Origin of the sequence: Streptomyces coelicoflavus (assembly GCF_003112555.1) — a bacterium.
GTDB classification, from domain to species: Bacteria; Actinomycetota; Actinomycetes; order Streptomycetales; family Streptomycetaceae; genus Streptomyces; species Streptomyces coelicoflavus.
Genome location: NZ_BEWB01000002.1, coordinates 647134 through 660589, shown reverse-complemented (window position 1 = coordinate 660589; position 13456 = coordinate 647134). Strand labels below are relative to the sequence as shown.

9 protein-coding genes are annotated in these 13456 nt (G+C 72.3%); 6 read left to right on the top strand and 3 right to left on the bottom strand.

Translation table 11 applies throughout. From position 1 onward, the window contains the following. Window positions 1–546 precede the first annotated feature (546 nt). From Sco07f_RS02980 to Sco07f_RS02965, 4 genes are all read left to right on the top strand, one after another. The gene (locus Sco07f_RS02980) at window positions 547–1179 is read left to right on the top strand and encodes a hypothetical protein (RefSeq protein ID WP_108986845.1); all 633 of its coding nucleotides are present in this window, start codon (window positions 547–549) and stop codon (window positions 1177–1179) included. A gap of 111 nt (window positions 1180–1290) precedes the next feature. Then, window positions 1291–2925, top strand: a complete 1635-nt coding sequence (locus Sco07f_RS02975; protein ID WP_108986844.1) for a DUF6801 domain-containing protein — start codon at window positions 1291–1293, stop codon at window positions 2923–2925. A gap of 36 nt (window positions 2926–2961) precedes the next feature. Further along, complete coding sequence (locus Sco07f_RS02970) at window positions 2962–3903, top strand: hypothetical protein (RefSeq protein WP_108986843.1); 942 nt, start codon at window positions 2962–2964, stop codon at window positions 3901–3903. A 184-nt stretch (window positions 3904–4087) separates the two neighbouring features. Further along, window positions 4088–5299: a PucR family transcriptional regulator gene (locus tag Sco07f_RS02965; RefSeq protein WP_007388469.1), complete on the top strand. Its 1212-nt coding sequence runs from the start codon at window positions 4088–4090 to the stop codon at window positions 5297–5299. Window positions 5300–5326: 27 nt separating this feature from the next. On the opposite strand, the gene Sco07f_RS02960 is transcribed toward Sco07f_RS02965, so the two are convergent. After that, window positions 5327–6295 carry an arabinan endo-1,5-alpha-L-arabinosidase gene (locus Sco07f_RS02960; protein WP_108986842.1) on the bottom strand — a complete coding sequence of 323 codons (969 nt, stop codon included), beginning with the start codon at window positions 6293–6295 and terminating at the stop codon, window positions 5327–5329. A gap of 263 nt (window positions 6296–6558) precedes the next feature. Here Sco07f_RS02960 and Sco07f_RS02955 point away from each other — a divergent pair, with 263 nt between their 5' ends. Then, a complete protein-coding gene (locus Sco07f_RS02955) occupies window positions 6559–8130 on the top strand; it encodes a substrate-binding domain-containing protein (protein ID WP_108986841.1) in 1572 nt (523 codons plus the stop codon). A gap of 26 nt (window positions 8131–8156) precedes the next feature. On the opposite strand, the gene Sco07f_RS02950 is transcribed toward Sco07f_RS02955, so the two are convergent. Next, on the bottom strand, window positions 8157–8810 hold the full coding sequence (locus Sco07f_RS02950; protein WP_087791069.1) for a DUF4360 domain-containing protein: 654 nt from the start codon (window positions 8808–8810) through the stop codon (window positions 8157–8159). Window positions 8811–9163: 353 nt separating this feature from the next. On the opposite strand from Sco07f_RS02950, the gene Sco07f_RS02945 reads away from it, so the two are divergent. Further along, complete coding sequence (locus Sco07f_RS02945; protein WP_108986840.1) at window positions 9164–11923, top strand: beta-galactosidase; 2760 nt, start codon at window positions 9164–9166, stop codon at window positions 11921–11923. Window positions 11924–11938: 15 nt separating this feature from the next. On the opposite strand, the gene arfA is transcribed toward Sco07f_RS02945, so the two are convergent. Next, window positions 11939–13444 carry an arabinosylfuranosidase ArfA gene (arfA, locus tag Sco07f_RS02940; RefSeq protein ID WP_108986839.1) on the bottom strand — a complete coding sequence of 502 codons (1506 nt, stop codon included), beginning with the start codon at window positions 13442–13444 and terminating at the stop codon, window positions 11939–11941. Window positions 13445–13456: the final 12 nt, after the last annotated feature.

Genomic DNA, 13456 nt, shown 5'->3' with positions numbered 1-13456 from the left:
AACTTGTCACCGCGCAGACAACATGCCCGCGCCGTACTTGTCTCCGGGGAGACAGGGCAGGGTCTCGCGGTTCCGGGGGGTGTGAAGCCCGCGGGACCCCGCCGGCGGACACCCCGGCCGCACAGGAGGTGGGCCGGAACGCGTCCGCCATGGCTCCGGCCGACGGGGGCCACCGACCTGGAACCGAGCACCGCACCGGCACGTTACGGCCGAGTAACCTCGGCGGGCAACACCGGAATCGGAGTTTTCCGGGATACCGACTTCGGCCATCCGGAACCTGTCAGGGAAAGCACAGAAACCCTTCGACACCTTGTCATCCGGTGAGCATTTCGACCCGGCCAGGGACGACCGCCGGGCAAGTGGATCAACGTCGCCCCCGCGTCTCGTCCTTGGCAGCCGGTGACTAAGGAGAATCGCGATTCACTCACCCCGGAAACAGCTTGTTCCACTTTTCAAAGAATCATGGACGGCCGCATTGTTCGGCTATGTTTCCCGCGAGTAACGTCACGGCCCAATGCAGCTCAACCCTCAAGGAGAGTCCGAGCCATGAAGAAGAGCATGAGAAGGTCGGCCCTCGTGGTGTGTGCGGCCGCGTCAGCGCTGGGCCTCGCCGCCGCCCCGTCCATGGCGGCGCCCTCCACGGTGTGGACCGTCAACCCCTCGCCGGCCAACTTCCAGGCGACGAACGTCGGCAACATCGTGCTGACCGCCACCATCCCCATGACGTGCACGGTCTCGAACGCGGCCGGTTCGATGGCGAGCGCCACCGGCAACCCCGGTGACGTCGCCGACATCACCACCATGAACTTCGGTGCGTCCGGCTCGCCGTGCACCAGTGTCCTGGGCAACGTCACCACCACGTCGGTCACCCCGTGGGACGTCGTCGGGGTGGACTACACCGCCTCCACCGGCGTCACCAAGGGCTACGTCGGCAACGTCAAGGCCAACGTGACCGCCGGCGCCTGCAAGTTCACCGTGACGGGCAAGGCCTCGGGCACCTACACCAACTCCACCGGCATCCTGGCGATCAACAGCACCGCCGGTGAACTGGTGGTCACCAACCCCGTCAACTGCGGTGCGATCGTCACGACCGCCACCAAGCCCACGTTCAAGGGCAACTACGCCGTCAAGGTCGCGGGCTCCAGCGTCATCCCGACCATCGTCGGCTCCAACCCGTAGGCCGCCGGTCAGCCACGTCCGCCCGGCCGGTACCCCGGTCGGGCGTTCGCGGGCCGTACACCGGGCCCGGAGAAGACCGGCCACCCGTCCGAGCCGTCCGAGCGGAGTCGCATGAAAGCCAAGCCAGCCGCCGCCCCGCGCCCGTCGCGGACCCGCGCCCGGGCCCGCGCCCGGACCACGTCGATCGCCGCCTTCGTGGTGCTCGCCGCCCTGGTCCCGACGACCGCCTCGGCCTCGGGCACCCAGCAGGTCGAGGCCGAACTCCCCTACGTCTGCACCCTCCCCTCGGGGCCGCTGCCCGCGACGGTGCGGGTCTCGGCCGAGTTCCCGGAACGGGCCTCGGCGGGTGAGCCGTTCACGCCGTCCGGCGTCACCACCACCGTGGAGCTCCCGGACCAGGCGGTCGCCGACCTGGCCGCACGCGACGCGGCCGGGGTACGGGCGGCCACCCGGCTCGGAGTCGGCGTCGCCCAGAACGCGGCCACGGCCACGGCGACCTGGCGGGGAAGCGCCGAGCCGGTCGCGCTGCCCGAGTCGGGGCCGCTGACGCTGGTGACGAAGGGAGACGTCCCCTCGGTGGCCGGCCGCGGCGACGGCGACCTGACGTTCTCCGCGGGCGCCCTCGCGATCGACCTGGCGCTCGAGTCGGCGGACGGGACCGCCACCGACGCGGCCACCGCCGGCCCCGGCTCGCTGACCGTCGACTGCGCCCTCGCCGAGGACGCGCCCGGCCAGGGCCTGCTGGCCACCGTGCCCGTCGGCACGGGCACCGCGGCACCGAGCGGCTCGCCGTCCTCGCCGTCCCCGTCGGGACCGGCCGGAACCTCCGGGGCGCCGGACGACGGACAGTCGGACGCGCCGGGCGACCGGGAGGCGGAACGGCAGTCGGAGCGGTCGCCGAAGGTGCTGGAGAACACCCCCGGCACCGCCGCGGACCGCGACGAGGTCCCGCCGTGCCGCTACGACGAGCAGCACCCGCCCACGGACGTGTCGCTCAACGCGTACGTCACCGGCTACGCCAACGTGAAGAAGATGAAGGGCGCCGCGTACCTCCCGCCGTCCTGCGTGCTGATCGAGCAGGGCATTCCCGTGCCGGGGCCCCCCGACCCGGACTACCTGATCTTCGACACCGTGTCGTACGCGAACTTCCACTACCAGGAGCGCAGGCAGACGCCGCCCTTCGAAGCGACCTTCCTGTCCTTCGACTTCGCCCCGGTGAAGGCCACCATGGTGCTGGAGCAGACGGACACGATGCGGATCGACTCCCGCATGAAGATGAGCATGACCGACTTCTCCACGACCACGGACACCTATGTCCGGGCCCCGCTGGTCCTGCACGTGCTGGACCTGGAGGTCAACGGGACACCCCTGGACGTCGGTTCCGAGTGCCGGACCGAGACGTCCCTCACCTCCGAGGACCCGGACCCCGCGAACTTCCCCGGTGACCACCTGGTGCTGTACGGCCGGGGCGAGCTGCTCATCGGCCAGCCGGCCACCGGATATCTGCTCCTCAGCGGCGGCGTGCTGTCCGGCGAGGCGACCATCCCCGCCTTCACCGGCTGCGGCACCGACGGCGAGGACCTCGACCGTCTGCTCACCGCCTCCGTCTCCGGTCCCGGCAACCTCATCAAGCAGGTTCAGGGCCAGACGTGCGCGATCGCCGCCCCCGTGTTCCCGAGCCCAGCCAACGAAGGCCAGTGCACCGAGGACCTCCAGCCCTACGAGATCCCCGTCGCCGAGCACTGACCCGCCCTGCCCCCGACTCCCCGGAAGGCCACCACCATGCGTCCGATCTCCACCCGCACCCGGCTCGCCACCGTGTCCGCGCTGACCGCGCTCGGCGCCTTCGCCTCGCTGGGCACGGCGACCGCCGCCGGCCCCGCGCTGAACGGCGAGTGGGCCCCCTTCACCCGCTGTCCCGTGGACGCCCCCGCGATGCTGAACGCCGACGGCTTCGACCGGACCCCGCAGTGCGTGGTGTCCAGCTCGGCGAGCGGCACCATCAAGCTGGGCGACACCACCGTGACGACCGGCAGAACCAACCTCCAGATGGGCGTCGTCCAGAACGCGGACGGCACCAGCACGGTGGTCGCCCCCGCCTCCGGCGCGCTGGTCGCCGAGCCCGCCACCGTGCCCGGCGGACTGCTCGGCCTCATGTGCCCGAGCGACATCTTCGTCATCACGGGCATCTGCGAGTCGCTGGAGAACTCGAGCCTCAACAAGATCACCGCGACCATGGAGTCGGTCGGCGCGCCCTACGCCTTCGACCAGACCGCGGGCGCCCTCACCGACCTGCCCATCGTCGCCCTGCCGGTCCGCATCCACCTGGAGAACCCGCTCCTGGGCGACAACTGCTACATCGGGACGGCCGCCGACCCGATCGTGCTGCGCCCGGAGAACCGGAACTACCCCGAGTTCGGCATGACCTTCTTCCAGGGCGACGGCACCGTGGACCCGGCCGGCGAGATGAGCCGGATCAACCTCACCGGCGCCACGCAGAACGACAGCACCTTCGCGGTGCCCGGCGCCACCGGCTGCGGCCTGAACGTCGGCCTGATCAACGCCGCGGTGAACGCGAAGACCGGGCTGCCCTCCGCCGCCGGGAACAACAGCGTCACCCTCAACGACACCCAGACCCACCTCACCGGACTCAACGCGCCCGGGACCGTCGTCCCCGACGCCGGCAAGGTCCTGGCCGAGAACTGGCACTCCGCCGTCGAGTAACAGCCAAAGGCACACACAACCGGGACACGATTCCTCCCCAAGAGATGTACAACACAACAAAGTTGATTTACCTTCAGCTTTGCCAGACCGGTGAACGCCCGGGAGACCGGTCCAGGCACCGCCCGCCGAGGGCGGGGCCCGGCCGGTCCGCCCCACCGGACATGTCGACGGCAAGGGATCACTCATGCCCTCAATCGCGCGTCCCTCGGTGCTCGGTGAACCGCTCGATCCTCTCCCCAAGAAGTTCGCGGCCTTCATGCGGCCCCTGCTCCCGGGGCTGCTGAACGAGATACGCAGCGAGGTCACCCGCAGCTACCCGGTCTACGGCAGGCTGCTCAACGGCCCGGACGGGGACGCGATCCGCCAGGGCGTCGAGCAGGCGCTGACCGCCTTCGTGGACCGGGTGGCCGACCCCTCGAGCAGCTCGGAGCTGCGGGACGAACTGCTGCGCAGATTCGGCCGGGTGGAGGCCTACGAGGGCCGCGACCTGGAGGTCCTCCAGGGCGCCTACCGGCTCGGCGCCCGTATCGCGCTGCGCCGGGCCAAGACCCTCGGCCGCCAGTACAGCCTCTCCCCCTCGCTGATCCTCGCCTTCGCCGACGCCCTGTTCGCCTACGTCGAGGAGCTGGAGTCGATCACCCGCGAGGGATACGCGGAGGTGCGGGAGCGGGCCGCCTCCGAGGAGTCCGCGTTACGAAGACAGTTGCTGCACTTCCTGCTGGCCGCCGCGCCGCTGCCCCGCACGGCCGTGTCCGAACTGTGCAAGGCCGCCGCCTGGGAGCTGCCCCGCTCGTGCTTCCTCGTCGCCCTGCGGTCCCCGGCGCCGGAGCACATCCAGGCGGGCCTGGACCGGGACGTCCTCGCCGACCTGGACATACCCCAGCCGCACCTGCTCGTGCCCGGGGACGCCACCCCCGCCCGCCTCGACATGATCGCCGCCGCCCTGGCCGGCACCCGCGCCGCGGTGGGCCTGACCGTGCCGATCACCCAGGCCGCCGACTCCGTCCGCTGGGCCCGCCGCGTGCTCCAGCTCGTTGACGACGATGTCATACCCGAGGCTCCGCTGGTCCGCTGCGAGGATCACCTGACGACCCTGTGGCTGCTGTCCGACCCCGCCCTCGTCGACCGCATCGCGGCGCGCGAGCTGGCCCCGCTCGACGACCTGCCGGCCAGGCGCCGCGACCGGCTCGTCGAGACCCTCCGCGTCCACGTGTCCACCCGGGCGCCCGCGGAGCAGGTCGGCGAGGTGCTGGGCGTGCACGCGCAGACCGTCCGCTACCGGCTGCGGACGCTGGACACCCACCTGGGCGACCGCCTCGCCGACCCCGACCACCGCTTCGCCATCGAGGTGGCGCTGCGCTCGCTCCACCTGCGCGGGCACGGCGACCCGGAGTGATGCCCGGGGCCGGCGCATGCGTCCGGGTCAGTAGGCCACGGGCCAGCCGCTGCTCCAGTCCAGCAGGTTGATGCCGAGCTTGGGCGTGCCGTTGTCGTTGCCGTCGTAGTAGTGGTAGACGATCAGGTCGCCGTCCACGTCGTTCATGATCGACTGTCCGCCGGGGCCGATGACGCTGCCGTGCGACTCCAGGACCGGCGCTCCGCCGTTGTTCATCATCGAGACGCCGTTGCGGTCCAGGTAGGGCCCGGTGACGCTGGTCGCCCGGCCGACCTTGACCTTGTAGGTGGAGCTGGTGCCGGCGCAGCAGGTGTCGTACGAGGCGAAGAGGTAGTAGTACCCGTTCCGCTTGACCACGTACGGCGCCTCGACGGCCTTGGTGCCGGTCGGGCGGGAGGCCAGGGAGCGGCGGGCGGTGTCGGAGGCGTGCTGCTTGCCGGTGGCCGGGTCGATGCGGATCATCTTGATGCCGGTCCACCAACTGCCGAAGGAGAGCCACCACTTCCCGTCGTCGTCGACGAAGAGGTTCGGGTCGATGGCGTTGTAGTCGCTGGCGGAGTTCGAGGTGTAGACGATGCCGTAGTCGCTCCAACTGCCCGGCGCCCCGGTGGTGGAGCCCGCGAGTCCGATGGCGGAGGTGTTGGAGCCGAAGGACGAGACGGAGTAGTACATCAGGTACTTGCCGCCGTGGTACGAGATGTCGGGCGCCCAGGCCTCCGGTACGGACGAGTACCGCGACCACCAGCCGGGCCGGGTGCCGAAGGCGTCGGCGCCCGCGGCGAAGGCGGTGCGGTCGGAGGACGACTTGCTGCTGATGCCGCCGCCGGTGGCGTAGAGCCGGTACTGCCCGGAAGCGGTGCGGATCATCGTCGGGTCGTGCGTGACGACGGAGCCGGTGACCCGGCCGGGGTTGGGGTAGGCCGACGCCGTGGAGGGGACGAGGGCGAGCAGGGCGGCGGTGGGGAGAGCGAGGAGTGCGGCTCGTCTGCGACGCATGGGGGGCTCCTGTTCCACTTCTCGCGTTCTGTATCTCGAACACTGGTCGTGTTGTCGGACGCTGCGCAGTGACGGAACCTAGAATCGAAGCGCTTGCGCGTCAATGCCCCGGGCGACAGCCGCGGTCGATGTCCGGAAAACACCGGGTGTCGAAGGTGACCCGCGCGTGAATTCGAACCGGGGAGTCACCGGTTCCGCGCCCCGGCCCGCCCCTCCCCCGCCACCATGGCCTCCCGTGTCACCGTCCTGAGGGGGAGCCGGACGTGAGTGTGTCCTGGGGTTCCGTGGCCGCCGTCCTGGGTCTGGCCGTGCCCGTCGCTGCCGCGCTGTGGGAGTTCGTGCTGGCGGGCCGCAAACGACTCGGCTACCGCGTCCAGCTGGACACCACCATCCGGGACTCGGCCGCCTCGGGGCCCGCCACGACGGTACTGCAGCGCATGCAGTGGGACGGCACCAACCTGCGCGACCCCTCGGTGGTCCTGCTGCGGATCGAGAACGCCGGCTGGAGCCCCGTGGTCGCCGCCGACTACGTCGCCCCCGCCAGCGACCCCGTGGGCATACGCATCGCCTTCCCCGGCCGCCGGGTGGTCGGCATGACCGTCACCGAGCGCAGCCCGCAGGTCCCGCCCACCTTCTTCGTGCCGGGGGCCGAGGGCTTCGAGACCACGGGCAGGGAGGTCAAGCTGCCCAAGGTGATCCTCAACCGCAGGACCCACTACAAGGTCCTCGCGGTCCTGGACCGTGAGGAGGGCTTCACCGAGCCGGAGTTCCCCGAGCCGGAGGTCACCGCGGGGATCGTCGGCGGGGTGCGCGGCGGGAACATCAAGAAGACCGCGTACTACCCCTTCGCCTCGCGGCAGGTCCGCTGGCTGCTCGCGTCGCTCATCCTGGTGAGCGCCACCCAGTCCGCGTTCACCCTGGCCGGGGACGACGACGCCGTCGCCGCGCCGCTGGACTGCGCCGCCGGGACCCTGCACCTGTCGGGTTCCACGGCCTTCGCGCCGGTGCTGCGGGAGGCCGCGCGGCAGTACGAGCGGACCTGCCCGGACGCGCACATCCCGCTGACCGCCACCTCCTTCAAGGGCAGCGTCGACGGGCTCGACACCCTCGCCGCCGCCGGGGAGGACGCACGGCTCCCGGACGGCCGGGGCCTGGGCGACCGGCTGGCGTTCAGCGACGGGCCGAAGTCCGAGGGCCGCCCGCGCCTGCTGCCGAGGCCCGTCGCGCTGTCCCTGTTCACCCTGGTCGTGCACAAGGACGCGGGAGTCGAGGACCTGTCCCTGAAGCAGGTGCGGGACGTGTACGCCGGGCGGATCACCAACTGGAGCCAGGTCAGGGGCAACGACGTGCCCGTCCACCTGATCAGCCGCAACCCCGGCTCGGGCACCCGGACCACACTCGAACAGCAGGTCCTCGGCGGTCGTCCCCTCCCCGCGGTCACCGCCGCGGACTGCGCCGGGCTCGACCGGGACCGGCCGGGCCGCTGCGAGGTGGGAGGCACCGGGACACTGCTGGACACGGTGGCCTCCACCCCGGGCGCCCTGGGGCACAGCGAGGTCGGCGCCGCCGCCACGCACGACGACGTCCGGCAGATCCGCATCGACGGCTACCCGGCCACCCTGGAGGGCGCCGACCAGGGGGCGTACCCGTACTGGCAGACGGAGATCGCCTACACCTACGGCGAACCGCCGGCCGACTCGATCGCGGCGGGCTTCCTGCGCTACCTCGCCAACGAGGTCGGCAAGGACATCGTCCGCTCCAGGGGCCACCGCCCCTGCGCCGAGCTGGACAAGCCGCTGCTGTGCCGGCCGGACGGCACGCCCGCCGCGAGGTGAGCCCGAGGGGGCCCGCGGCGGTCCGGTCAGGACTCCGGGCACTCCTTCCACGCCAGGTGGTACACGGTGCTGATGTCGCCGTCCGTCGAGTCCATGGTCATGAAGCTCACCCGGTCGGGGTCGGACGTGCCGGTGCTGACCCTCAGCTCGGTGTTGATGTTGAAGTTGCGCTGGACCCCGCAGGGCGCCCACACCAGCTGCGCCCAGTCGGTGCTGTCGGTGGCCTGCCAGTTGTCGTCGTACGGGCCGTCGAAGGGGTGGCTGCGGTACTCCGTGTTCGGGGAGCCCTGGAAGTAGTACGAGGCCCGCTGGGTGCCCTTGGCGCCGGGCTGGAGGGCGGCGAAGCCGCGGTAGTCCGCGCTGGCGACGGCGTAGGTGAACCCCTGCGGGACGTGCACGAGCAGGTTGAGCTGGCAGTTCTTGCGGAAGTCGGTGGGCGCGGAGCCGCCGCCCGCCTGGGCGAGGTAGTCGCTGTAGGTGACGGTGAAGGCGGTGTTGTCCTGGGAGACGGCGACCGCCGCCGTGCCCTGCGGACAGCCGGAGCCGTTCACCGTGGCGACCTTGATGACGATCTTGTCCGGCGGCGGGTCCTCGAACCCGCCGGAGGGCTGGTGCTGCGCGGGCAGCACGGAGGTGAGGAGCGCGGCGATCGTGCCGCTCAGGAGCAGGCCGGTGGCCATGGGTCTCCCATCCCGTTCGACGGTGGGGGGTGGATGTCGTTGAATGCGTCCGCCATCTACACATGGTGTGCACATGACATTCACGGTCGCATCGTAGGAAGCCCCGCCGGGCGCGGACAGACGCTCTCCCGGCCATTCACACCGGCCTGTTCCCAGCACGTGCGCGCGGGGCGCCCCGCGCGCACGGCGGCGGGCGGCGGCGGGCGGCGCCCCACCCCCAGAAAGTGTGTGCGGTCCGCACGCGCCGCGGTCCTCGTACCGGACCACGGGGCGTCCGCTGGGACAATGGCCCGGCACAGGCGGTCCCGGGCACGACGGGACCAAGAGGTACGCGCGCAACAGGAGAGGCTCCCTTGGAGCTCAGCAGGCCCCACCGGCTCGGCAGACGAGCGTTCAGCGCCCTCGCGGGCAGCACCGTCCTCGGGCTCGCGCTCGGCGGCAGTGTGAGCAGCGCGGCGCTGCCCCGCCCGGGCGGCCCCGGTCCCGTGCCCACCGGGCCGCCGCCCGGCCCGCCCGCGCCCGACGGCCGGCACCACCGGGTCGCCCTGGACCGGTACTCCCTGCTGGTGGACGGCCGGCGGCTGGCGCTGTGGTCCGGCGAGCTGCATCCGTTCCGGCTGCCGAGCCCGTCCCTGTGGCGGGACGTGCTCCAGAAGATGCGGGCGTACGGCCACAACGCGGTCAGCGTCCGCCTCGCCTGGAACCAGCACTCCCCCGCCCCCGGCACGTACGACTTCACCGGCGTCCGCGACCTCGACCTGTTCCTGCGCACGGCCGCCGAGTGCAACCTGTACGTCGTGCTGCACGCCGGCCCCCGCATCGGCGCGGACGTGGACGCCGGGGGCCTGCCCGGCTGGCTGACGACCGTCGGGGCGCGGGCCGGGACCACCGACCCCGCGTATCTGCGTCACGCCGACGAGTGGCTGAGCCGGGTCAACGCGATCGTCGCCCGCCACCAGTTCACCCGGGGCACCGGCACCGTGCTGCTCTACCGGGCCGACACCCCCGAACGCGCCGACCTGGACCACCTGCGCGAGCGGCTGCGCGCCGACGGCGTCGAGGTGCCCGTGCTGCACGCCGACTCCCCGCTCGCCTGGGAGGAGCCGGAACGGACCCGGGACGCCGCCGAGGCCCGACGGCTCCACTTCGCCCGCCTGGCCCACGGGAGCACGCTGCACAACGTCCACATGGCGTTCGGCGGCACCTCGTGGGGGTGGCTGCCCGCGCCGTCGGCGCCCGCACCGACCTACGACCCGGCCGCGGCGATCGACGAGGCACGCCGGCCGACGGCCAAGCTCGCGCCGCTCCACCAGCTCGGCCACCTGCTGCGCCACGTCCCGGACTTCACGCGGATGACCGAGGCGCCGGCGATCCGGGCCGCGGACGCCCGAGTCCGGGTGCGGCGCATGGCCAACCCGGACACCGGCGCCCAGGCGTACGTCCTGCGCAACGACTCCGCCGCCGACGTCACCTCGACGGTGCCGATGGGCGGGACCGAGGTGGAGGTCACCGTCCCCGCCCGGGACGCGAAGCTGCTGGCGACCGGGCTCCACCTGGGCGCGGGTCGCAAGCTCGCGTACGCCACCGTGCAGCCGATGCTGGCGCTGAGCGTCGGGAAGCTGGACATCGCCGCGTTCGTGGGGCGGGCCGGCGAGATGGCGCACCTGGTCCTGGACTGTCCGGACGAGCCGTGGCCGACCCGGCTGGACGAGGAGGCCGCCTGGACCTTCGACCACGGCAAGCTGCACGTGATGGTGCCGCTGAAGGAGGACCGGCTGACCCGGCTGCGGGTGCGCAGCGGCGAAACCGACCGCACGCTGCTCCTCCTCGTCGCCGACGACGCCGCCTCGCTGCGGCTGTGGCCGTACGAGACCCCCTCGGGCCGGATCCTGGTGCGCGGCCCCGAGCTGCTGCGCGAGGCCGCCCTGGACGGTCCCGTGATCCGGCTCACCGGCGACACGGTCGACGAGCGCGAGCTGGAGGTGTGGGCACCGCCCGGCATCACCGACGTCACCTGGAACGGCGAGCGGGTGCAGTCCGGGCTGGGCCGCGCCCTGAGCCTGATGACCGTGTGGCCGCTGCCGGGCGTGCCCGACCCGGTCCTGCCCGCGCTCGACGGCTGGCGGCGGCGCACGGAGAACTTCGAGTGCGAGCCCGACTACGGCGACGAGGGCTGGCCGGTCGCCGACCGGCGCACGTCGCACAGCACGACCCCGGTCCCCGACGGGCAGCCGGTGCTTTTCGCCGACGACTACGGCTTCCACTACGGCGACGTCTGGTACCGCGCCCGCCTCACCGGCGCCTCCGGCCTGGAGTCGGTGTCCCTCGCGTACAGCACGGGCGCCGACGGCCTGCTGATGGCCTGGCTGGACGGGGAGCCGCTGGGCACCCACCGGCCGGGCGGGGCGGGCGACGGGAAGGGCACCTGGACGGCCACGGCGGACCTCGAGCTGCCGCGGGCTCTGCGCACGCGGCGGGGCGAGGACGGTGAACCCGCCGTTCTCTCCGTCCTGGTCCGACGCACGCAGCACGGCCAGGACGCCTACCGGGCGGCCCGCGGCCTGACCTCGGCCCGCTTCGAGGGCGCCTCTCCCGAGGTGCGCTGGCGGATCATGGGCGCGGCCGCCCCCGACCCGGTGCGCGGGCCGCTCAACCACGGCGGGCTGTACGGGGAGCGCCACGGCTGGCACCTGCCCGGGTACGACGACGGCGCCTGGCAGCCGGGCTCCCCGGCGGCCGCCCGGGACGAGGAACCGCGCCAGGGCGTGACCTGGTACCGGACCACGTTCCGGCTGGACGTCCCGCCGGAGACCGACGCCTCCGTGGGCCTCGTCCTGGACGGCCCGCCGGACCGGAACGTGCGCGTCCAGGTCTTTCTGAACGGCTGGAACATGGGCGCGAACGTGGGCGGCGCCGAGGGCGCCCCCCACACCTTCGTCCTCCCGAACGGCATCCTGCGCACCCGCGCCGCCGCCAACACCCTGGCCCTCGCGGTCCTGTCCGACGGCGACACGGCGCCCGGACCCGGCCCGGTGCGCCTGGAGCTGCTGGGCAGCGCGGCCGGTGGAGTGCCGGTGAAGCCCGTCCCCTCCCCCGGCCGGCGCCGCGGCTGACCGGCTGCGCGGGGTTCAGCGCAGCCGGATCACGTTCCAGGACAGCGGTTCCAGGGCGGCGGTGAGCCTGCCGTCGGTCAGGGTCGTGCCGTCCACCGGGTGCGGGGCGACGCGCTCGGGGTCGGCGAGGGTGTTGCGGGCGTCGGGGTCGGCGTCCGCGAGGGCGCTGTGCTCGACGACCTCCGTCAGGTGCAGGCCGCCGAGGGCGACCTCCAGCGGGAGGGCCTCGGTGCGGGAGCGGTTGACGGCGAAGACGGCGACCGAGCCGTCCTCGGCGCGCACGGCGGTGGCGTGCAGGAGGTCGGCCTCGCCGTACTTCGCGGTGTCGTACGTCGGTGAGTCCACGCGGACGTCGAGGACCTCGCCGCGGCCGTACCTGGAGGCCTGGGAGAAGGGGAAGAAGGTGGTCTGGCGCCAGGCCGGGCCGCCCGGCTCGGTCATGATCGGGGCGATGACGTTGACGAGCTGGGCGAGGCAGGCCACGGTGACGCGGTCGGCGTGCCGCAGCAGGGCGATCAGGAGCGAGCCGAAGACGACCGCGTCCAGGACGCTGTAGTTGTCCTCGAGGATGCGGGGCGCCTCGGGCCAGTCCAGGACGCTCACCTGGGCCTCGGTCCGGCTCATGTACCAGACGTTCCACTCGTCGAAGGAGAGGTTGATCCTCTTCTTGGACTTGAGGCGGGCGCCGACGTGGTCGCAGGTGGCGACGACGTTCTCGATGAACGACTCCATGTCCACGGCGGAGGCGAGGAAGGAGTCGACGTCCCCGTCGTGCGGTTCGTAGTAGGCGTGCAGGGAGATGTGGTCGACCAGGTCGTAGGTCTCCTGGAGGACGGTCGCCTCCCAGGCGCCGAAGGTCTCCATCGCCTGGCTCGACGAACCGCAGGCGACGAGTTCGACGTCCGGGTCGATCTGGCGCATGGCGCGGGCGGTCTCGGCGGCGACGCGGCCGTACTCCTGGGCGGTCTTGTGGCCGGTCTGCCAGGGGCCGTCCATCTCGTTGCCCAGGCACCACAGGCGGATGCCGAAGGGGTCCTTGTCGCCGTGCTCGGCGCGCAGGTCGGACAGGGCCGTGCCGGAGGGGTGGTTGGCGTACTCCTGGAGTTCGAGGGCCTCCGCGACGCCCCGGGTGCCGAGGTTGACGGCCATCATGGGTTCGGCCCGGGGGCCGATCTTCTTGAGGAAGGCGATGTACTCCGAGAGGCCGAAGCGGTTGGTCTCGGTGGAGCGCCAGGCCAGGTCGAGGCGGCGCGGGCGGTCCTCCACCGGGCCGACGGAGTCCTCCCACTTGTAGCCGGAGACGAAGTTGCCGCCGGGGTAGCGGACGGCGGTGACGCCGAGTTCGCGGACGAGGTCCAGCACGTCCTGGCGCAGGCCCTCGGCGTCCGCGGCGGGGTGGCCGGGTTCGAAGACGCCGGTGTACACGCAGCGTCCGAGGTGTTCGACGAAGGAGCCGAAGAGCCGGGGGTTGACGGCGCCGACGGTGAAGGCGGGGTCGAGGGTGAAGCGGGCGGGGCGCATCTTTTCCTTTCG